Raw genomic sequence first — 22,208 nt, forward strand, 5'->3', positions numbered from 1 at the left:
ACGCTGATGTTTGGCGTCCCCTAGGGGATTCGAACCCCTGTACTCACCGTGAAAGGGTGATGTCCTAGGCCTCTAGACGAAGGGGACAAACATCTTTTCAGATCCGTCTCAATTCGCTTTTGACTTGATCAACTCGCGCTAACTTTTCAGTTAATTCGCCAAGCTATTTTCAGGTCAACAGCGAAGACCGCTACTTTAACTACATTTCAGCGATTTGTGAAGTCTTTTTTCTACAACTATCAGACTTCTTAACCACTTTCACCTCTTTGCTCTGTTGGTGGAGGTAAGCGGGATCGAACCGCTGACCTCTTGCATGCCATGCAAGCGCTCTCCCAGCTGAGCTATACCCCCGCGCACATCAGAGAAACGAGATTTTAGAGGGCGATCTGCGCTTTGTAAATACCCTTTGAGCGATTACATGCGGATTTTTCCGGCGGCATGCGAAACCTCTGACGCACGCCGCCAACGGATTAGCCAAGCGCTTTTTCGATGCGGCTAACGACGACGTCGCGACCGAACAGCATCAGCACGCTATCGATCGACGGTGTATGCGTCGTACCCGCCACCAGCAGACGCACCGGCATCGCGAGCTGCGGCATCTTCAGCTTGTGCGTGCCGAGCGTCGCTTTCAGCGCGGCAGCGATCGCCTCCTTGGTCCATTCGACCGTCTTCAATGCAGCGGCCAGATCAGCGAGCGCCGGACGAACCGCGTCGGTGACGTGCTGTGCAAGCGACTCAGCGTCGGGTGCCGGGGTGCGATAGAACATCGCGGCGTTCTGCGCGATCTCCTTCACGGTCGACGCCCGATCCTTCATCAGGCCCACCACGCCCGTCAGATCCGGACCTTGGGCGAGTGTGGCTTCGTCGATGTCGAGCTCCGCGAAGAACGGTTTCGCCAGTTCGGCGAGGCGTGCGTTGTCGGCTTCCTTGATGTAGTGCGCGTTGAGCCAGTTCAGCTTGTCATGGTCGTACTGCGCCGGCGACTTGCCGAGGTGCTCGAGATCGAACCACTCGACGAACTGCTCGCGCGTGAAAATCTCCGCGTCACCATGCGACCAACCGAGGCGCGCCAGATAGTTGACGACCGCTTCCGGCAGATACCCCGCATCGCGATAACCCATCACGCTCATTGCGCCGTGGCGCTTGCTCATCTTCTCGCCCTGCTCGTTCAGCACGGTCGGCAGGTGTGCATACACCGGCGGCTCGCCACCGAGCGCGCGCAGTATGTTGATCTGGCGCGGCGTGTTGTTGACGTGGTCGTCGCCACGAATCACGTGAGTGATGCGCATGTCGAGATCGTCGACGACGACGCAGAAGTTATACGTCGGCGTGCCGTCCGGACGCGCGATCACGAGGTCGTCGAGTTCTTCGTTCGAGATTTCGATGCGGCCTTTCACCGCGTCGTCCCACGCGACCACGCCGGTCAGCGGATTGCGAAACCTTAGCACCGGCTTCACGCCCACGGGCGGCTCCGGCAGCACCTTGCCCGGCTCCGGGCGCCACGTGCCGTCGTAGCGCGGCTTTTCGCCTGCTTCGCGCTGGCGCTCGCGCAGCGCGTCGAGCTCTTCGGTCGACATGTAGCACGGATAGACGAGCCCCGCCTCCTGCATCTGCTTCAGCACTTCGCCGTACCGGTCCATGCGCTGCATCTGGTAGAACGGGCCTTCGTCGAAATCGAGGCCGAGCCACGCCATGCCTTCGAGAATCGCGTCGACGGATTCGGTCGTGGAGCGCTCGAGGTCGGTGTCCTCGACCCGCAGCACGAAGGTCCCTTTCATCTTGCGCGCGAACGCCCACGGATACAGCGCGGAGCGGATGTTGCCCAGGTGGATGAAGCCGGTGGGACTCGGTGCGAAACGGGTACGAACGGAGGTGGTCATTGGCGGTTACTCGGAAAACAGGCGCCGGCGCTCAGGCGAACATGACTGCGAAGCGCGGCAGCGAAGCGTGCCCATGCTGCGCGCGACGTCGCGCACGGCCACGAGGGAATAAGTGCAAGAGCCGAATTATACCTTCCGCACGCGGGTTGCCGCCCTCGTCCGAACGGCCTATGGCGCATGGGCGAACGGCGTCCGGACATCTGCGTACGCACCTTCCCAGCGCTCGCCCAACTCATCTTGAAAAAGCGCCGCGTCAGTTCCGAATACTTCCTCTGCAACGTTTCATTACAGCGGACCGCGCGAGCCGATCGTTTGCATTAAGATGTGCGCGCGCTGCGATGCGGGCTTACCGCACCTCGATCCGATCCGGAGCGAACACCGCTGCAAGCGCGCGCAATCGCCGTCGGCGATCCGCCCGGTCTGACCTCAGCCTGATCGCGGTACGCGCGACGCCGCTCGCGTCGCGCGCGCCGTTGCTGGAGAACTCGTTGAAACCCTCATCCCCGAACTTGAGCCGCCGCAGCTTTTCGCTGGCGGCCGCATCCGCGGTGCTTGCCGCCTGCACCACGACCGCCGGCAAACTCGATGGCGCGCCGATCACCGCGACGCCCGCCGTTCCCCCGCCGCCTGAAAAAGCGCAACAGAAGCCGGTTCGCGTCGCGCTCGCTCTCGGCGGCGGCGCCGCGCGCGGCTTTGCGCACATCGGCGTCATCAAGGCTCTCGAGGCGCGCAATATCCAGATCGACCTGATTGCCGGCACGAGCGCCGGCTCCGTCGTCGGTGCGCTGTACGCGTCGGGCATGAACGGCTTCGCGCTGAACAAGCTCGCGCTGTCGATGGACGAAGCGTCGATCAGCGACTGGGCGATGCCGTTTCGTACGCGCGGCTTCCTGCAGGGCGTCGCGCTGCAGAACTACCTGAACACGACGCTGAACAACCGCCCGATCGAGAAGATGGCTAGGCCGCTCGGCGTGGTCGCGACCGATCTGCAAACCGGCCAGCCGATCCTGTTCCAGCGTGGCAACACCGGCATCGCGGTGCGCGCGTCGTGCAGCGTACCGTCGATTTTCGAGCCGGTGAAGATCGGCGGTCACGAGTACGTGGATGGGGGTCTCGTGAGTCCGGTACCGGCGTCGTTCGCGCGCAAGATGGGCGCGGATTTCGTGATCGCCGTCGATATCTCCCAGCGACCGGAAAACGGCGTCACGGCAAGCTCGTTCGACGTGTTGATGCAGACCTTCACGATCATGGGCCAGACGATCAAGGCCTACGAGCTCGACAAGTATGCCGACGTGGTGATCCGGCCGAATCTCGCGGCGATGAGCGGCAGCGATTTCTCACAGCGCAACGCCGCGATCCTCGCCGGCGAGGAAGCGGTCGCGAAGATGATGCCGGAGTTGCAGCGCAAGCTCGCCGCGCGGCGCATGGGAGCCTGAAAGCCCGGCGACGCACGGTCGCTGTGCGTCGCCATGGCAAAAACGCGCGCATCAAACGCAAAAAGCCTGCTTCGAACGAAGCAGGCTTTTTTATCGCCAGGCCTGGCGCCGAATCAGTTATTCCCGCCGATCGTCGCGGTCACGCGCTTGCGCAGATCGTCGGCCTGATACGAGGTCTCGATCCGACGCGCACCCGTAAAGCGCTTTTCCCAGTAGCCGTCATCCATGTCGTCGACGCGGATCGTGCTGCCGGTGGACGGCGAGTGCACGAACTTGTTGTCGCCGATATAGATGCCGACGTGCGAGAACGTGCGGCGCATCGTATTGAAGAACACCAGATCGCCCGGCTTCAGGTCGCTTACCCGCACCTTCTCGCCCAGGCGACTCATTTCCTCGGCGCGGCGCGGCAGCGCGAGACCGAGCGTGTCCTGGAACACGTAGCGCACGAAACCGCTGCAATCGAGCCCCGAATCAGGCGTATTGCCGCCCCAACGGTAGCGAACGCCGATCATGTTCAACGCGCCGACCACCACGTCGCCCGCTTTGCCGGCCATGCCCGAAAGGAACGATTTGGCGCTGCCGCTTTCGCTGCCGGCGGCCTTGGTTTGGGGAGTGAGAAGGGAGAGAGGATCCGAGCCGTTGGTGGGCGGATATGAGGCATTCTGATTAAAACCGCTTACTTCGTCGGCGAACGCGCCGGGAGCTGCTGCCATCAAGACGCCAATGAACATCCCGGCGACGACGCGCGTGCAAGCCTGGGTGAAGTTTCTGTGCTGCATTGGTCGGTAGTTTTTGCCAAAAAATCAGGTGTCTAGAAAAAAAGTTTGCTCGATACTAGCCAGTAAGTATTTGCCTGTCAAAAGGAATAGGAAAAATCAATCGACAGACGCACTCAATTGGGGAAAGGGTGAAAAATCAACGATCAAGCGCCGCTTTCAGCAGCTTTCGCGTGTAAGGATGCGCGGGTGCAGCAAAAATTTTCTCGACTTCGCCGGTCTCGACGATCGATCCGTTTTGCATCACCACGACTCGGTGCGCCATCGCCCCGATCACTTCCAGGTCGTGACTGATGAATACGAAGCCGAGGTTGTATTTGTGCTGCAAACCGGTGAGCAGCTTGAGCACCTGCTGCTGGATCGATACGTCGAGCGCGCTGGTCGGTTCGTCGAGGATCAGCACGCGCGGCTCCAGTACCAGCGCGCGCGCGATCGCGATGCGCTGCCGCTGCCCGCCCGAAAATTCGTGCGGATAGCGATACAGCGCGGTCCGGTCGATGCCGACTTCGCGCAGCACCGCGACGACCTTGTCGCGCCGCGTCTGCGGAGTCATCTGCGGCCGATGCAGCGCGAGCCCCTCACCGACGATCCGCTCGATCGTCTGCCGCGGCGAAAGCGAACTAAAAGGGTCTTGAAAGACGACCTGCATATTCGAGCGCAGCGCGGTCTTTTCGGCGCCGCGATAGCTCGCGAGCGCCCTGCCCTGAAACTGGATCTCGCCATGCGCGGTGCGCTGCAGACCGAGCAGTGCCATCGCGAGCGTCGACTTGCCCGATCCCGATTCACCGACGATCCCGAGCGTCTCGCCCTGGCGCACCGACACGTTCGCCGCGTCGACCGCGCGAAACCGCCCCGCGCCGAACCAGCCACGCAGGCCGGTCAGTTTCGTTCTGAAGTCGACCGCCACATCACGCGCTTCGAGCAGCACCGGCGAGATCGGCAGCACCGGCACGACCTCGCGCTGCGGCCGGCTCGCGAGCAGCCGCTGGGTATACGGATGGCGCGGCGCCTCGAACACCTGCTCGACCGTGCCGGTTTCGACCAGCACGCCTCGCTCCATCACCGCGACGCGCTGCGCGAAGTGACGCACGAGGTTCAGGTCGTGCGTGATCAGCAGCACGGCCATGCCGCGCTTTTTTGCTTCGTCGCGCTGCAGTTCCAGCAGAAGCTCGACGATTTGCGCGCGAATCGTCACGTCGAGCGCGGTGGTCGGTTCGTCGGCGAGCAACAGGCGCGGCCGGCAGGCGAGCGCCATCGCGATCATCGCGCGCTGCCGCTGCCCGCCCGAGAGCTGATGCGGGTAGCTGTTGATGCGCCTCTCCGGCTCGGTGATGCCGGTGCGCGCGAGCAGCGCGACCGCCCGCCTGCACGCTTCGGTCGCGCTGACGCCGTCATGCACGACGATCGTTTCCGCAATCTGGTCGCCGATCGTATACAGCGGATTGAGCGCGGTCATCGGTTCCTGGAAGATCATCGCGATGTCCGAGCCGCGCAGGCCACGCATCGCACGCTCGCTCTTCGCGAGCAGATCTTTGCCATCGAAGCGGATCGCCCCGCTCACCTGCGCGTCGTTCAGCAGGCGCAGCACCGACAGCGCGGTCACGCTCTTGCCCGAGCCCGACTCGCCGACGAGCGCGACGCGTTCACCGCGCGCGATCGCGAGCGTGACGTCGTCGACGGCCACCGTGTCGCCGAACGCGACACGCAGATGGTCGAGTTCGAGCAGCGGCGTGTCCGTCGATCGCGGATCGATTTGCGGCAGCGCGCTCATTGACCACCTCCGGCGTGTATCGCATCGGAGATACGCGTGTCGAGCGCGTTGCGCAGCGCGTCGCCCATGAAGGTCAATAACAGCAGCATCGCCACCAGCACGCCGAAGGTCGACACCGAGATCCACCACGCGTCGAGATTCGCCTTGCCCTGAGCGAGCAGTTCGCCCAGGCTCGGCGTCGGCGGCGGCACGCCGAGGCCGAGGAAGTCGAGACTCGTGAGCGCGAGAATCGCGCTGCTCATGCTGAACGGCAGGAACGTGATGACCGACGTCAGACTGTTCGGCAACACGTGACGCCACATGATCTGCCAATGCGACAGGCCCATCGCGCGCGCGGCGCGCACGTAGTCCTGCTGGCGATTGCGCAGGAACTCGGCGCGCACATAGTCGGACAGGCCGATCCAGTTGAACAGCGACAGCAGCACGATCAAAAGAGCGAAGCTGCGCTCGAAGATCGATGAAAAGATGATCAGCAGATAGAGCTGCGGCATCGCGTTCCAGATCTCGATCAGACGCTGCCCGACGATGTCCGTTCGCCCTCCGAAGTAACCTTGCACCGCCCCCGCGGCGATGCCGACGATCGTGCTGATCACGGTCAGCACGAGGCCGAACACGACCGACACGCCGAAGCCGTACAGCAGACGCGCGAACAGATCGCGGCCGCGGTCGTCGGTGCCGAGCCAGTTCTCGCGCGACGGTGGCGCCGGGTTGGGCGTCTTCGAAAAGTAATTGAGCGTGTCGTAGTAGTAGTGATTCGGCGGATACAGCGCGAAGTTGCCCGGCGCATCGAAGCGGTGACGGATGTACGGATCGAGATAATCGGCCGGCGTGGGGAAGTCGCCACCGAAGGTGGTCTCGGCGTAGGTCTTGACGAGCGGGAAATACAGATGGCCGTCGTAGCGCACGACGACCGGCTTGTCGTTCGACCACAGCGGCCCCACGAGGCTCGCCGCGAACGCGACGACGAAGATGATCAGGCTCCAGTAGCCGAGACGCTGCTGGCGAAAACGCTGCCACACGCGACGCGCCGGCGACGGCGACATCAGTGCCCGCGCGGGTTCGGTGCGCGCCGCCGCGTCGGCGGAAAGGCGGGCTCGATTCATCAGCGCTCCAGTTGTTCGAATTGGATGCGGGGATCGACCCACACATAGCAAAGGTCGGAGATCAGCCGCGTGACGAGGCCGATCAGCGTGAACAGATACAACGTGCCGAGCACGACCGGATAGTCCCGCCGCATCACCGATTCATACGACAGCAACCCGAGCCCGTCGAGCGAGAACAGCGTTTCGATCAGCAGGCTGCCGGTGAAGAACGCGCCGATGAACGCGCCCGGAAAATTGACGATCAGCGGCAGCAGCGCATTGCGAAACACGTGCTTCCACAACACGCGCCGCTCGGACAAACCTTTGGCACGCGCGGTCAGCACGTACTGCTTGCGGATTTCGTCGAGGAACGCGTTTTTCGTCAGCATCGTGACGACCGCGAAGCTGCCCACCACCGACGCCGTGATCGGCAGCGTGATATGCCATAGATAGTCGAGGATCTTGCCGACGAGGCTCAACTGGTCCCAGTTGTCGGAAGTGAGGTTGCGCAGCGGAAACAGCTGCAGGAACGTGCCGCCGCCGAACAGCACGAGCAGCAGCACGCCGAGCACGAAGCCCGGAATCGCGTAGCCGACCAGCACGACGAGGCTCGTCGCGATATCGAAGTGCGAGCCGTTGCGCACCGCCTTCGCGATGCCGAGCGGCACCGATATCAGATAGGTGAGAAAGAACGTCCACAGGCCGATGCTGATCGACACCGGCAGCTTCGACACGATCAGCGACAATACGCTCTGATGACGGAAATAGCTCTGGCCGAGATCGAAGGTCGCGAAGCGCTTGAGCATCAGCACGTAGCGTTCGAGCGGCGGTTTGTCGAAGCCGTACAGCTGCTTCAGTTGCGCGATCTGTTGCGCATCGACGCCGCTATGCGAGCGCAGCCCGAACGGCGAGGCGCCCTCCGCGCCCTTGCGCAGTTCGTGCTGCATCTGCTCGACGGGGCCGCCCGGCACGAACTGGATCACGACGAAGGTCAGCGTCAGCACGCCGAGCAGCGTCGGGATCATCAGCAGCAGGCGTTTGAGGATGTAGCTCCACATAGGCGGTGTTCCAGTGCGAACGCGTTGGTGGGGGCGATGGATCTGCGGATCAGTCGGCGCTGCCCGTGGGCGTGCGCGCCCGCGGATCCTCGTACCACCACATCGTCGTGATCCAGCCCTCCGCGCCATAGTACAGCGGCAAAGTCTTCGGCCACGCGAGCCCGCGCTTGAACGCGACGCGATGGGTGCCGCTGTACCAGTGCGGCACCACATAGTAGCCATGCATCAGCAGACGGTCGAGCGCGTGCGCGGCATCGGTCAGTTGCTCGCGCGTTTGCGCATGCACGAGCGCGTTCAACACCGCGTCGACGGCCGGCGACTTCAGGCCGATCGCGTTGTCCGAGCCGGGGGTATCGGCGGCCTTGCTGCCGAAGCGGGTGATCTGCTCGGAGCCCGGCACCTGCACGTCGGGCATGCGAATCGTCGTCACGTCGAAGTCGAATGCGTCGAGCCGCTTCTGATAGACCGCGAAGTCGGTGGTGCGGAAGTTCGCGGTAATGCCGAGCTTTTGCAGATTGCGCGTGAAGGTCGCGATGATCGGCTCCATCGACGAGGCCGAACCCGAGTCGTCGAGTATCTCGAACTGGAACGGCTCGCCCTTCGCGTTGCGCAGCGCGCCGTCACGATAGGTCCAGCCGGCCTGCTGCAGCAGATCGCGCGCCTGCAGCAGATTCGCGCGCAGCGAGCCGGGCGGATCGGTATCGGGCTGCTTCGGCGGCGGCCCGAATACCGCCGGGTCGAGTTGGGCGCGAAACGGCTCCAGCAGCGCGAGTTCGCCAGGCGAAGGCAGCCCCTTCGCCTGCCATTCGGTGTTGGCGAAATAGCTGTCGATGCGCGTGTACTGGTTGAAAAACAGCTGGCGGTTCAGCCACTGAAAGTCGAGCGCGAGATCGAGCGCCTTGCGCACCCGCACATCCTGGAACAGCGGCCGGCGCGTGTTCAGGAAAAAGCCCTGCATGCCGGTGCCGTTGTGCTGCGCAAACTCGCGCTTGATCAACTCGCCACGGTCGAACTTCTTGCCGACGTCGCGCCGCACCCAGTTGCGCGCGATATATTCGACCAGCGCGTCGTACTCGCCAGCCTTGAACGCCTCGAGCCGCGCGGTGCTATCGGCATACAGCTTGTAGACGATGCGATCGAAGTTGTTCATGCCGACGCGCACCGGCAGATCGGCGCCCCAATAGTGCGGGTCGCGTTTGAACGCGATCGTGCGGCCGTTGTCGTAGCTGTCGATCAGATACGGCCCGCTGCCGATTGGCTTTTCGAATGCGAGCTGGTCGAACGGAACGCGGCTGCCGTCGGGCTTCATCCCCCACTTGCGCGAGAACACCGGCATGCTGCCCGCGAGCAGCGGCAACTCGCGATCGCGATCGCGAAACTCGAAGCGCACCGTGGCCGGATCGACGACGACCGCACGCTTGATCTCGCTGAAAAGCGATGCGAACTGCGGCGCGGCCTGCGGGCTCTTCAGCGTGTCGAGAGAGAACTTGACGTCGTCGGCGGTCACAGGGTCGCCGTTCGAAAAGCGGGCGCGCGGATTGATGTGGAACGTGACCGACAGGCCGTCGGGCGCGACGACGATGTCGTCGGCGAGCAGCCCGTAGGCGGACGCGACTTCGTCGCTGCTGCCGATCGTCAGGCTCTCGAACATCAATTCGAGGCCGGGCGCCGCATTGCCACGCAGAGTGAACGGATTGAACTTGTCGAAGCTCGTTAGACGGCTCGGGTTTGCGAGCACGAGCGTGCCGCCTTTCGGCGCATCGGGATTGACGTAGTCGAAGTGCTTGAAGCCGGCCGGATATTTGGGCTCGCCGTATTGCGCGATCGCATGCGCGGCATGCGCGTGCGGCGCGACGAGCAGACTCGCGCACAGCAACGCGACGGCGAGCGCGGCGCGCAAGGGTCCGTGGATCACGCTGTGTCGAAGTCCCTCAGGCGTTTGAACCCGTCGCGAGCCAGTTGTCATGGAGTCGTGCTGGTAAATGGGCAGTGGCGATGTGGGGGATTCTACCCAATTAGCTTGCGCGATCTGGCGGGCGACTGCGACGAAATGCGTCAGCGACGGATGTTTCAGCACAAAAAACAAAACCGCCCTCCAAGGGCGGTTCTGTCATCGCTGCGGCCGGTTGGCGCGCTTCAGCGCTGACGCAGTGGCGACTCAGTGCCAGCCGCGATGTTGGTCGTAGTGACCCCGCGCATAGTCGCCGCGGCCCGGCGGATGGTGGCGATACCAGTCGTTGCGCGCCCAGTAGCGATGGCCGTCCCAGTAACGGTCGCCATGCCAGCCGATCACGATTTGCGGACCGCCGTAGTACACGGGAGCCGGCTGATAGACGACGGGCGGCGGCGGAGGCGGCGGCGGTGCGTAGACCGGCGCCGGTGCGACGTAGACCGGCGCGGGAATGCCGATATTGACCCCGACGTTGAGCCCCCCGGCCATCGCGGCACCCGATGCAGCCAACGTCAACACGCCGAACACAAGCGGAACAAGACGAGCGGACTTCATTGATCACCTTTGTAGGAACATGTTTTGTTGGCGGAAATATAACGCAAAGGCAGCAACACGCGTATTTCAACTTTGTAATAACTGATGCTGAAAATCGCCTCGCCGGCGGCGGCGTAATGTCTGGTTACACACGCCAGACGGCGGTGAAAAAGCACCCTCCGCGCGGGCGCCGGCTCGCGGCCTGGCTGACATCCCGAAAACGAACATTTTAAAGTTCGAAAGAACATATCTGTTCTATATTTCTCACCACAGTCATCCGATCACCGCTCGGAGACGAGGCAAAAAAAATATTAAATTATCGAGACAAATCAAGGAAACACGTGGCAAATCCTATGGTTTCCCCCGATATCCAGGTCGTTTCCAAGTGGTAGGATGACTGCCATTGAAAACCAATAAATGTTCGAATTCGCGCATGCCCGAGCACTGCGTCGGAAGCAACCGCTCAATGCGCCACGGAGACTGATTTTGAAAACGATCAAGGGATTGCGCTGGTGGATCATCGCCCTCGTGTGCGTTGGGACGATCGTCAACTATCTGTCGCGCAACGCGCTCGGCGTGATGGCGCCCGAGCTGATGAAACTGCTGCACATGAACACGCGGCAGTACTCGTACGTGGTCGGCGCGTTCCAGGTCGGCTATACGGTGATGCAGCCCGTCTGCGGCCTGATCATCGATCTGATCGGCCTGCGCCTCGGCTTCGCGCTGTTCGCGTGCCTGTGGTCGCTGACCGGCGTGTTCCACGGTTTCGCGGGCAGCTGGTTTTCGCTCGCGGTGCTGCGCGGCTTCATGGGCCTGTCCGAAGCGGTCGCGATTCCGGCCGGCATGAAGGTCGTCGCCGAATGGTTTCCCGATCGCGAGAAATCCGTCGCGGTCGGCTACTTCAATGCGGGCACCTCGCTCGGCTCGCTGCTCGCGCCGCCGCTCGTCGTTTTCCTGTCGCTGCGCTACGGCTGGCAGAGCGCGTTCGCGGTGACCGGCGCGCTCGGCTTCGTGTGGGCCGCCGCATGGTTCGTGCTGTACCGCTCGCCCGCCGAGCACAAGCGCGTGAGCGATGCCGAGCGCGCCGCGATCGTCGAAGGCCAGGCACCGCCCGCCGCGCGCCGCGCGAGCGTGCGTGAAGTGCTGCGCACGCGCCGCTTCTGGGCGATCGCGCAAGCGCGCTTTTTCGCCGAGCCCGCGTGGCAGACGTTCAGCTTCTGGATTCCGCTGTATCTCGCCACGCAGCGTCATATGGATCTGAAGCAGATCGCGATGTTCGCGTGGCTGCCGTTTCTCGCCGCGGACCTGGGCGGTCTGTTCGGCGGCTATCTGTCGCCATTCCTGATGAAGCATTTTCGCGTGCCGCTGATCTGGTCGCGCATCTCGGGCGTCGTGCTCGGCGCGCTGATGATGATCGGGCCGGCATCGATCGGTCTCGTCGCGTCGCCCTACCAGGCCATCGCCCTCTTCTGCGTCGGCGGCTTCGCGCACCAGATGATCTCGGCGCTCGTCAACACGCTCGCCGCCGACGTATTCGATCCGGGCGAAGTCGGCACCGTCGCCGGCTTCGCGGGCATGGCCGCGTGGATCGGCGGCCTCGGCTTCTCGCTGATGGTCGGCGCGCTCGCCGATTCGATCGGCTACACGCCGCTGTTCGGTGCGCTCGGCGCATTCGACATCATCGGCGCGACGCTGCTGATCATCCTGATGCGCGGTGTGCCGCGCCACGGCCGCGCGCGCCGCGCCGAACTGAGCGTCAACACTGCTGCCTGACCTTCCTGGAAGACTCATCATGCGTTCACAGATCAATCTCAAACATCCGCCGCGCTTTGCGCTCGTCCCCCACGCTGGCGACCCGGCGGCCAACCCGGTCGTGCTAAGCGCGCAGCCGAATTGCCGCATCGAGCTGTTCGTGCTCGCCGAGGACATCATCCGCGTGCTCGTGCTGCCGGACGGCGAAACGCGCGGCCCGCGCACATGGGCGATCGCGCCCGGGATGGACGACGTGCCGCTCCAAGGCCGCGAGCGCCGCGACCTGAGCGGCTTCACGCCGCCGCCGTTCACGGTGAACGAAGCAGCCGGTCACATCGTGATCGAAACGGCGCGCGTGCGCGTGAGCGTGGCGCTCGAAGGCGGCGCCTGCGCCTGGGACATCCTGCACGAAGGCACATGGCATCGCGTGATGAGCGATCGCAAGACCCAGGCGTACAACTTCGGCTGGTGGGACTCGCGCGTCTATCACTACGTCGAGCGGCGCCGCGACGAAATGTACGTGGGCCTCGGCGAGCGTGCCGGCTCGCTCGATCGCGCGCGGCAAACCTACGAGATGCGCAACATCGACGCGATGGGCTACAGCGCGCGCACCACGGACCCGCTGTACAAGCACATCCCGTTCTACGTGACGTGGCAGCCGCAGACGTCGACGGGCTTCGGCCTGTTCTACGACACGCTCGCCGATTGTCGCTTCGACATGGGCCGCGAGCTCGACAACTATCACGGCCACTATCGGCACTTCATCGCCGAGCATGGCGATCTCGACTACTACTTCATCGCATCGCCCGGCTCGCCGCTCGACGCGGTGCGCCGCTTCACGTGGCTCACCGGACGTCCCGCGTGGATGCCGAAGTGGGGCCTCGGCTACTCGGGCTCGACGATGAGCTATACCGACGCGCCGGACGCGCAACAGCAGATGGGCAAATTCATCGAGCGTTGCCGCGAACACGACGTGCTGTGCGATTCGTTCCATCTGTCGTCGGGCTATACGTCGATCGGGCCGAAGCGCTACGTGTTCAACTGGAATCACGACAGGTTTCCGGACATCGACGGCTTCGTGCGGAGCTATCTCGATCACGGCGTGCGTCTGTGCGCGAACATCAAGCCGTGTCTGCTGCAAGACCACCCAGCGTTCGACGACGTCGCCCACGCCGGCCTGTTGATCGAAGCGCCCGATGGCGAGCCCGCATGGGTGCAGTTCTGGGACGAAGTCGGCGCGTACCTCGACTTCACGAATCCCGCGACGATCGACTGGTGGAAAGCTCGCGTGAAGGACGCACTGCTCAAATACGGCATCGCGGCCACCTGGAACGACAACAACGAGTTCGAGATCTGGTCGCCGCATGCGATCGCGCGCGGCTTCGGCAAGCCGTATCCGGCATACCAGGCGAAGGTGCTGCAGACGCAGCTGATGATGCGCGCGTCGCACGACGCGCAGCGCGAGCACGCGCCTGACAGGCGCCCGTTCCTCGTGTCGCGCTCGGGCGGCGTCGGCATGCATCGCTACGTGCAGACGTGGTCGGGCGACAACTACACGTCGTGGGAAACGCTGCGCTTCAATCTGAAGATGGGTCTCGGGCTCGCGATGTCGGGCGTGTCGAATAGCGGTCACGACGTCGGCGGCTTCTCGGGTCCGGCGCCGGAGCCGGAGCTGTTTGCGCGCTGGGTCGGGTTCGGCATCTTCCTGCCGCGCTTTTCGATTCACTCGTGGAACGACGACGGCACCGTCAACGAGCCGTGGATGCATCCCGAAGTCACGCGGCACGTGGCAGACCTGATCAAGCTGCGCTATCGCCTGATCCCTTATCTCTACGAGCTGCTGTGGCAATCGCATAGCGCGTACGAGCCGGTGCTGCGGCCGCTGTTCGCGGAGTTTCCGCACGATCCGCGCTGCCTCGTCGATGGCGACGACATGATGCTCGGCTCGTCGATGCTGGTCGCGCCAGTGGTCGATCCGGGCCAGAGCACGCGCGCCGTGTATCTACCGGCCGGTTCGCGCTGGGTGTCGTACTGGAGCGGCGAAACGTTCGACGGCGGCCAGACCGTCACGTTGCCCGCGCCGTTCGAGCGGCCGGTGTTCCTGCTGCGTGAAGGCAGCGTGATTCCGCTCAACATCGCCGAGCAGCATTTTGGCCGCCCTGCCGACGAACGCGCATTCCTCGCGGTGCCGTCTGCCGACGCGGGCACCGCGCAAGGCGGCTCGATCGAGGACGACGGCGAGACCGAAGCCTGGCGCAACGGCGAGCAAGGCCGCTGGAACGTCACGCTGACGGGCGACGCAAACACTTTGCGGGTGACGCTCGAGCGTTCGCAATGGATGCCGCGCGTGCAGCCGCAAGTGCGCGTGTTCGTGCCGATGCGCGAAACACGCGCGGTCGTCTGCGCTAACGGCACGCTCGTGACCGATCACACCGCGCACGGCTGGCGCTGCCTGACGATTTCGGTGCCGCACTGAACAACACACCGCACCGGCCTGAGGGATCAGGCCGACCCATCAGTCTGGAGACATCCCAACATGAAAATAAACCAGCGCGCGCGCACCCGCGCGTTCGTCCTCTGCTGCCTGCCGTTTGCGGGCACCGCGTTGTCCACCAGCGCATCGGCGCAAAGCAGCGTCACGCTGTATGGCGTCGTCGACAATGCGCTCGCCTATGCCAGCAACCAGAAGGGGCATTCGAATTTCTATATGAGCCAGGGCAACCTGCAGGCGAGCAAGTTCGGCTTCCTCGGCTCGGAAGATCTCGGCGGCGGCACGAAGGCGATCTTCCGGCTCGAGAGCGGCTTCAATTCGCTGACTGGCGCGCAAAGCACCACGGGCTACCTGTTCAATCGCCAGGCCTATGTCGGCCTCGCGAACGACCGCTACGGCACGGTGACGCTCGGCCGCCAATACACACCCTACTTCCAGATGGTCGGCGCGCTCGGACCGACCGGCGTGCTGACCGGCGCGACCGGCGCGCACCCCGGCGATCTCGACGCCCTCGACACGACGCTGCGCTTCAATAATTCGGTAACCTACCTATCGCCGACGATCGGGGGCCTGCAGGCAAGCGCGCAGTATGGTCTCGGCGGCGTGCCCGGCAGAGTCGCGAACGGCAGCCTGTTCAGCGCGGCGCTGCGTTATGACTTCCAGCCCGTGTCGCTCGCAGCCGGCTACCTGAAGCTGAAGGACATTTCGACGAGCGCGGCGCTCGGCAGCTTCGCGATCAACTCGCCGGTCAACAACGGTTACGCGAGCGCGCGCAGCGCGCAACTGTTCGCCGCGGCGGGTCGCTATACGTGGCACGATCTGATGGTCGGCCTCAACTACTCGAATGTGCAGTACGCGCCGGGCCACGGCTCGCTGTTCTTCGACAAGGCCGTGTTCAACACGTACGGTGCGATCGCGACGTACCGGATCACGCCGAGCGTGACGGTCGGCGGCGGCTATAGCTTCACCCAGGCAAGCAAGGCGAACGGCATCAGCGATCCGGCGCACTATCATCAGATCTCGCTCGAACAGACCTACAACCTGTCGACGCGCACCACGCTGTACGCGCTCGAGGCCTATCAGCATGCAGGCGGCAAGTCGCTGATCTCGTCGGGCAGCGGTGTGACCATCGCCGACGCGGTCGCGGTGGTCGGCGACTCGCAGAACACGACGCCGTCATCGGGTCCGTCTCAGTTCGTCGGCATGGTGGGGTTGCGGCACGCGTTCTAAGCGAGGCGGTCTCGGTCAGCGGCACGACGGGATCAGTCATGCGGACTCCTTGCCTGCCGCGCCGGATCTGGCGCGGTTTTCTGCGGACCAGCGTGGCGGGCTAACGGCGCCATGCATTGATCAGCAGACCTGCCTATTCACGTAGGACGTGGTCACACGCTGGAGGGCTGGGAATGCCGCTGACATCGCTGAAGTAGCGAGCGAGATCAAAATCAAGCCGCGCAAAAACAAAAACCCCGCAGAGCCTAGACTCTGCGGGGTTTCGCCACCATTGCTGGCGGAGACGGAGGGATGCCAAACCGGCCGGAAAGCCTTTGCCAGAAAGGCTCTGAAAAAACACCTTTCCGCTACCCATACTTCTACCCATATTCAAAAAAGCCTCGTTTTTCCGCTGTCCGGGGCCTTGCGTCCATGCGGTACGTTACTTGCCTGATCACGCTTTCGGATGGCGAAAAAAAGATCACGCATTGAATCGAGATCGATCTGCCTCACGAATGCAGACATGTTCCGATAGGCCTGCGACCAAGGGACGATCGAGGAAGCAATAACTTCGCGTCCCTCGGTCGTGAGGACGAGCTGGCGTTTCCGTCGATCTACATCGTGAGCGATTATCGAAACGAGCCTGCGGCGGAACAGTGGGGCCAGATTGGACGACAGATTAGAGCGGTCCATTGCCAGTTCTGCTGCCATGTCGCCGAAGACCAGCGGTTCCCGTTGATGCAGCAACGCGAGCATACAAAACTGCGATGCGGTTACGTCGGTATGTCGCAGCGCTTCGTTGAAGTGATCCCCGAAAGCTCGCATCGCGCGCTGCGCAAAAAAATGGTTCAGAGTTAGCGCGGAGATTTCTCCAATGGCTGTGATCGACAGATCAGCATCATGACTTTCCATATCGGTGGCTCCCGGTCCTTATTAGCTCACGTAACAACCGTGTCGGTGATTCGGAGAGGTCGGTTCCAATGCGCCGAAGTAGTCAATGGCAATAGGCGCCTGAAGTGCAACATTCGTCATTGCGACATCGTGGTCATCCATTCCGAGATGCGGCCCCTCAAGGCCGTGTCAGGCGGGCATTCACAAAGGCCGCCCGTATGCTGGTCGCGATCTGAATGCCAACGTCATCACGTCCCGGCAAGGTATTCATGCGAGCCCGAATGTTTTCCTCAAACTTGAATCGACCGGGCGGGAGGGCATAAAGCGCCGCAATTTGCTCAGCAGAGATGCCTCGCCCGCGGGCGTACGACGCATTCGCCAGCTGCCAAGCGCCGCTTCGACAATTGTCTTCGCCACGCCCTCGGGCTCGGGGGCACCTTTGACACTGTTCACGACTGCGCTCGTGGCAAGGGCACGCTCGCGGTCATAGTCGGCGATTTTCGAACCCGCCTGGGGCGCATTGATGTCGAGATTGGTCCTGGTAAAAGTCGGTTCGACCAGCGTTGCGCGTATGCCGAACTGGCGCACCTCGTGATCCAGGGTTTCGGTCAGCCCTTCCACAGCGTGCTTGGACGCCGAATAGAGTCCCATGTAGGGCGCCGGGAGAAACCCGAGCACCGAACTGACATTGACGATCCTTCCACCGCGTTGTGCCCGCATGTGGGGGAGTACAGCCTGTGTCGCGCGCAGAATGCTGAATACATTGGTATCGAACAGAGACGAGGCCTCGGCAGTCGACGTTTCCTCGACCGCGCCAATCATGCTCGTTCCTGCATTGTTGACGAGCACGTCGATGCGACCGGCGCGATCGATGACGGACTGGATTCCAGCCTGGACCGAAGCATCGTCGCGAATATCCATCTCGACAAGCTCGACGCCCGGGATAGGCGCCGCTTTTGCGATGCTGCGCACGGTGCCGAATACGCGGCACCCCCGCCTGGCAAACTTCTCGGCGGCAGCGCGTCCGATACCCGATGACACGCCGGTAACAACGACAACAGTGGAATTCGACATGGCGGTTTCCTTCGATACGGTGAATTGATGGTGTTTTTAACTGCCCGCGTCGAGCGCGTCCTCCAGCGTTTGCCCGGAAGGCTGCACCTGCTCATGCCGATCCTTGCGCAAGCCAGCGATACTCCCGGGTCGAATCCTGAACCAGATCGAATACATCGCCGGCAGGAACACCAGGGTCAGGATCGTCCCGGCGAACGTGCCGCCGATCAGCGTGTACGCGAGGGTTCCCCAGAACACCGAATGGGTCAGCGGGATGAACGCGAGGATCGCCGCCATGGCCGTCAGGATCACCGGTCTGGCACGCTGCACGGTGGCCTCGACGACCGCATGGAACGGATCCAGCCCCGCCTGCCCGTTCTGGTGGATCTGTCCGATCAGGATCAGCGTGTTGCGCATCAGGATGCCCGATAGCGCGATGAGACCGACCAGCGCATTGATGCCGAACGGCTGCCTGAACAGGATCAACGTCGGCACCACCCCGATCAGGCCCAGCGGGCTGGTCAGGAACACCATCACCATGGCGGAGATCGAACGCACCTGGAAGATGATGATGATGAGCGTAACCGCCAGCATGATCGGGAAGAGCGGCAACATGGCGGTCGTCGCTTTGGCCGATTCCTCGATGGAGCCCGCCTCTTCGATACGGTAGCCGGTCGGCAGCCGGGCCATGATGGGCTGAAGCTGCCTGGTGATCGCCGTCGATACGTCCGGCGGCTGAAGGTTGTCGGCAATGTCGCCCCGTACCGTGATCGTCGGCACGCGGTCCCGCCAGCGCATGACCGGCTCCTCCATGCGCACGTCGACCTTGCCCACCTGCGACAGCGGAATGCGCTGTCCGTTCGCGCCAGCCAGCGTGAAATCGCCGATCCGCGCCGGATCGAGCCGCACGTCGCCGGCCGAACGCGCGATGACCTGCACGGTCCGGATATCCTCACGCACGGCGGTGACCGGTACGCCGGTCAGGAGGAATTGCAGTTGTTGCGCCACGGCGCTGGATGTCAGCCCCACCGCCTGCAGGCGATCCTGCTGCAACGTGAAGTGCAGCGTGGGCGTGCGCGTACCCCAGTCACCGTTGACCGTGCGCATCATCGGACTGGCCTCCATCCCCTGCTCAACTTCTCCCGCAATACCGCGCAGCCTGTCCGGGTCCGGACCAGAGATACGGTAGGCGACCGGGTACGGTGAATACGGACCGAACACGAGTTGCGTGACCCGCACACGCGCCTCGGGGGCGAGACCGTTGGAGACTGCCTGACGCAGTCGCTGCTTCAATGCGTCGCGCTCATCCTGGCTGTCCGTGCGCACCACGATCTTGGCAAACGACGGATCGGGCAGTTCCGGCCCCATCGCCAGGTAAAAGCGTGGCGCGCCTTGCCCGACGTACGCGGTGACGATCCTGGCTTCCTTCTGCTTCGCGAGCCACGCTTCGACCTTCGTCGTGGCGGCGCTGGTTTGCGAGATCGACGTGCCATAGGGCATCTGCACCTCGACCAGCACTTCGGGACGGTCGGAGATCGGGAAAAACTGTTTTTTGACCACGCCCATGCCGAGGATGGCCAGCACGAAGAGGCCCACGACCGAGCCGGCGACCAGCCATTTGCGCGCGATGACGCGCGTGAGCAGTTGACGGAAGCGGTTGTAGCGCGGCGTGTCGTAGATCGCGTCGTGACCGCCTTCGACCTTTTTGAAATCGGGCAGCATCTTCACACCCAGGTAGGGCGTGAAGACCACGGCGACGACCCACGATGCGATCAGCGCGATCCCCACGATCCAGAACATGTTGCTGGTGTATTCGCCGGCCGTGGAGCGCGCGAAGCCATTGGGCATGAAGCCGACGGCGGTCACCAGCGTGCCCGCCAGCATCGGCGCGGCCGTATGACTCCACGCGTAGGCGGAGGCGGCGATGCGGCCGTAGCCTTCCTCCATCTTTACCACCATCATTTCGATCGCGATGATCGCGTCGTCCACGAGCAGGCCGAGCGCGAGGATCAGCGAGCCGAGCGTGATGCGATCGAAGTTCTTGCCGGTCGCGGCCATCACGACGAACACCACCGCGAGTGTCAGCGGTACGGCCGCGGCAACGACCAGGCCCACCCGCCAGCCCATACTGACAAAACTCACCAGCATGACCACCAGCAGCGCAACGAAGAACTTCACCATGAACTCGTCGACCGCCGAATGAATGTTGACGGCCTGATCGGTGACTTTGGTCAGGCTCATGCCCAGCGGCAGCCCGGCGTTGATTGCGCCGACCTCGCTGTCCAGCGCCTTGCCGAGATCAAGCCCGTTCCAGCCGTCGCGCATCACGATACCCAGCAGCAGTGCAGGTTCGCCGTTGTTGCGGATCATGAACGTCGCCGGATCTTCATAACCACGTGTGACGGTGGCAATGTCCGATAGCTTCAGCGTGCGGCCCTGCGCGACGACCGGCGTGTCGCGGATCTTCTGCAGGTTGTCAAAGGCACCGTCCAGGCGAATGAACACCTCCGGACCTTTGGTCTCCACGGAGCCCGCCGGCGTCAGGGCGTTCTGGCCGTTGAGCGCGGCGAACACGTCCTGGGGGCTCACGCCCAGCGTTGCCAGCCGGTCATGTGAGAGCTCGACATAGATTCTCTCCGACTGCTCGCCGATGATGTTGACCTTCTTCACGCCCGGCACGTGCAGCAACCGCTGGCGCAGCGTCTCGGCATCGCGCACCAGCAGGCGCTGCGGTTCGCCCCTGGCCTTCAGGGCGAAGAGGGCAAACGTGACATCCGAGTATTCGTCGTTGACCATCGGCCCGATTACGCCAGCCGGCAGGTTGGCTGTCTCGTCGCTGATCTTCTTCCGGGCCTGGTAGAACTGTTCCTGTACTTCCGAGGGCGGCGTGCTGTCGAGCAGGGTCAAGGTCGTGAAGGCGAGGCCTGGCCGCGTATAGGTCTCGGTCCGGTCGTACCAGCGCAGCTCCTGCATGCGCTTTTCGAGCTTCTCGGCGACCTGATCGTGCATTTCCTGCTCGGTCGCCCCGGGCCACGCAGTGATGATGGTCATCACCTTGACCGTGAACGCGGGGTCTTCCGCCCGGCCCAGCTTGAAGAACGAAACAAGCCCGGCCAGTGAAATCAGGCAGATCAGGAACAGGGTGATGGAGCGCTCACGCACGGCGAGCGCCGACAGGTTGAAACGGCCTTCGCTCACGGACGGGCTCCCTCGGCCGTCATGGCGACGGCTTGACTTGTCACCCGGACCTGCTCGCCTTCGCGCAGCAGCTGCGCGCCGAGCGCGACGATCCGGTCGCCTTGCCTGATCTCACCGGCGACGCGGGCACTATCGTCGTCCAGCCGTTCGACGGTAACCGGCCGCCAGGCAACCTTCGCCGGCTCGCCGTTGATGACCCACACCCCTGGTCCCTTGCCCGCGTCCAGCAGCGCGCCGATCGGCACCTGCAAACCGCCTTGCACCGGGGAACGCGCGTCGGGAATCTGGACCGTCACCGTGGCGCCCAGTGGGGCGTCGGCCAACGCGCCCTGCAGGACATACCGCGCTTCAAAGGTCCGGGTGCGGAGATCCGCCGTATCCGAAAGCTGGCGCAGCGTCGCCGGCACGGTATTGCCGCTGCTGCCGAACAGCGTGGCCTGGGCGACCGAACCGATGGCGGGACGCAGGGTTTCGGGTAGCTGGATGACAGCCTCGCGACGCCCGGCGTGGGCGAGGCGCACCACGGGCTGTCCGGCGCTGACGACCTGGCCCGGTTCGGCCAGCGTTTCCATCACGACGCCATCGCCGTCCGCCACCAGCCCGGCATAACCCGTCGCGTTGCGCGCAACGTCGGCGTCAGCCTCGGCCGCACTGAGTTGCGCTTTGGCAGCATCGGCCGTCGCCTTGACCTGGTCATAGGCCGATGCCGATATCGCGCCGGTGCCGCGCAGGTCGCGATAGCGCTCCTCATCCTGCGCGGTCTGCTGCGCCCGTGCCCGCGCGGCGGTGACCGCGTCCTGCCGGGCCTGCGCGGCAAGCCTCAGATCGATCGGATCCAGGCGCATCAGCGGCTGGCCGCGTTTGACGGTCTGACCGGCATCCACCAGCCGCTCGAGCACCTTGCCGGAGACACGAAAGCCCAGGTCGCTCTGCACGCGCGCGGCGACCGTTCCGGTAAACGAACGGGAGGCGGGGATCGCCGCCTGAGCGATGGCGGTGCGCACCAGGGGCGCTTCGGTGCGCGGATCGGACGGTGTTTTTGCGCCGCAGGCGGCTAGCGCAAACGGCAGTGCACAGATGACTGTAGAGGCAGCAAGGCGACGCCGGAGCATGAAAGACCCGATGA

The 22,208-nt window shown here is 63.7% G+C and carries 15 protein-coding genes and 2 tRNA genes; 4 read left to right on the forward strand and 13 right to left on the reverse strand.

The annotated features are described in order from the left end of the window. Positions 1-11 precede the first annotated feature (11 nt). The 3 genes from OKW40_RS08140 to gltX all read right to left on the reverse strand — a co-directional run bounded on the left by OKW40_RS08140 (position 12) and on the right by gltX (position 1,880). Positions 12-87, reverse strand: a tRNA-Glu gene (locus tag OKW40_RS08140). Positions 88-275: 188 nt separating this feature from the next. Beyond that, positions 276-351 (reverse strand) — tRNA-Ala (locus tag OKW40_RS08145). A gap of 119 nt (positions 352-470) precedes the next feature. After that, positions 471-1,880, reverse strand: coding sequence for a glutamate--tRNA ligase (gltX, locus tag OKW40_RS08150; protein WP_429360764.1), 1,410 nt, complete (start codon positions 1,878-1,880; stop codon positions 471-473). Between the two features lie 488 nt (positions 1,881-2,368). Between gltX and OKW40_RS08155 the strand changes: the two genes are divergently transcribed. Continuing rightward, the gene (locus OKW40_RS08155; protein ID WP_090805355.1) at positions 2,369-3,316 is read left to right on the forward strand and encodes a patatin-like phospholipase family protein; all 948 of its coding nucleotides are present in this window, start codon (positions 2,369-2,371) and stop codon (positions 3,314-3,316) included. 113 nt (positions 3,317-3,429) lie between these two features. Here the strand turns inward: OKW40_RS08155 and OKW40_RS08160 are convergent, their stop codons facing one another. The 6 genes from OKW40_RS08160 to OKW40_RS08185 all read right to left on the reverse strand — a co-directional run bounded on the left by OKW40_RS08160 (position 3,430) and on the right by OKW40_RS08185 (position 10,509). Next, positions 3,430-4,095 carry a C40 family peptidase gene (locus tag OKW40_RS08160; RefSeq protein WP_090800645.1) on the reverse strand — a complete coding sequence of 222 codons (666 nt, stop codon included), beginning with the start codon at positions 4,093-4,095 and terminating at the stop codon, positions 3,430-3,432. Between the two features lie 136 nt (positions 4,096-4,231). Further along, positions 4,232-5,863 (reverse strand): ABC transporter ATP-binding protein, encoded by a 1,632-nt coding sequence (locus tag OKW40_RS08165; RefSeq protein ID WP_429489139.1) that lies wholly within the window; start codon positions 5,861-5,863, stop codon positions 4,232-4,234. Then, positions 5,860-6,966 (reverse strand): ABC transporter permease, encoded by a 1,107-nt coding sequence (locus tag OKW40_RS08170; RefSeq protein WP_184056969.1) that lies wholly within the window; start codon positions 6,964-6,966, stop codon positions 5,860-5,862. Before OKW40_RS08170 ends, OKW40_RS08165 begins: the two co-directional genes overlap by 4 nt. Further along, a complete protein-coding gene (locus tag OKW40_RS08175) occupies positions 6,966-8,003 on the reverse strand; it encodes a microcin C ABC transporter permease YejB (protein WP_090800650.1) in 1,038 nt (345 codons plus the stop codon). The genes OKW40_RS08170 and OKW40_RS08175 overlap by 1 nt, the downstream gene beginning before the upstream one ends. Before the next feature lie 49 nt (positions 8,004-8,052). Continuing rightward, positions 8,053-9,969, reverse strand: a complete 1,917-nt coding sequence (locus OKW40_RS08180) for an extracellular solute-binding protein (protein ID WP_429489141.1) — start codon at positions 9,967-9,969, stop codon at positions 8,053-8,055. 192 nt (positions 9,970-10,161) lie between these two features. Beyond that, positions 10,162-10,509 (reverse strand): hypothetical protein, encoded by a 348-nt coding sequence (locus OKW40_RS08185; RefSeq protein WP_429489142.1) that lies wholly within the window; start codon positions 10,507-10,509, stop codon positions 10,162-10,164. A gap of 465 nt (positions 10,510-10,974) precedes the next feature. Here OKW40_RS08185 and OKW40_RS08190 point away from each other — a divergent pair, with 465 nt between their 5' ends. Genes OKW40_RS08190 through OKW40_RS08200 form a run of 3 tightly spaced genes read left to right on the forward strand, consistent with a single transcriptional unit; the run spans position 10,975 to position 15,961 of the window. Then, positions 10,975-12,261, forward strand: coding sequence for an MFS transporter (locus tag OKW40_RS08190; RefSeq protein ID WP_429489144.1), 1,287 nt, complete (start codon positions 10,975-10,977; stop codon positions 12,259-12,261). Between the two features lie 19 nt (positions 12,262-12,280). Next, entirely contained in the window at positions 12,281-14,716 is a 2,436-nt protein-coding gene (locus tag OKW40_RS08195) for a TIM-barrel domain-containing protein (protein ID WP_429489145.1), read from the forward strand. A gap of 60 nt (positions 14,717-14,776) precedes the next feature. Further along, positions 14,777-15,961: a porin gene (locus tag OKW40_RS08200; protein ID WP_429489147.1), complete on the forward strand. Its 1,185-nt coding sequence runs from the start codon at positions 14,777-14,779 to the stop codon at positions 15,959-15,961. Positions 15,962-16,330: 369 nt separating this feature from the next. On the opposite strand, the gene OKW40_RS08205 is transcribed toward OKW40_RS08200, so the two are convergent. The 4 genes from OKW40_RS08205 to OKW40_RS08220 form a co-directional block, all read right to left on the reverse strand. Continuing rightward, on the reverse strand, positions 16,331-16,852 hold the full coding sequence (locus OKW40_RS08205; protein WP_429489149.1) for a MarR family winged helix-turn-helix transcriptional regulator: 522 nt from the start codon (positions 16,850-16,852) through the stop codon (positions 16,331-16,333). Between the two features lie 246 nt (positions 16,853-17,098). After that, complete coding sequence (locus OKW40_RS08210; protein ID WP_429489151.1) at positions 17,099-17,905, reverse strand: oxidoreductase; 807 nt, start codon at positions 17,903-17,905, stop codon at positions 17,099-17,101. 36 nt (positions 17,906-17,941) lie between these two features. Then, the gene (locus tag OKW40_RS08215) at positions 17,942-21,082 is read right to left on the reverse strand and encodes an efflux RND transporter permease subunit (RefSeq protein ID WP_429489153.1); all 3,141 of its coding nucleotides are present in this window, start codon (positions 21,080-21,082) and stop codon (positions 17,942-17,944) included. After that, positions 21,079-22,194 (reverse strand): efflux RND transporter periplasmic adaptor subunit, encoded by a 1,116-nt coding sequence (locus tag OKW40_RS08220; RefSeq protein ID WP_429491929.1) that lies wholly within the window; start codon positions 22,192-22,194, stop codon positions 21,079-21,081. Before OKW40_RS08220 ends, OKW40_RS08215 begins: the two co-directional genes overlap by 4 nt. Between the last annotated feature and the right edge of the window lie 14 nt (positions 22,195-22,208).

The organism is Paraburkholderia sp. RAU6.4a, from assembly GCF_050435625.1.
Classification (GTDB): Bacteria; Pseudomonadota; Gammaproteobacteria; order Burkholderiales; family Burkholderiaceae; genus Paraburkholderia; species Paraburkholderia tuberum.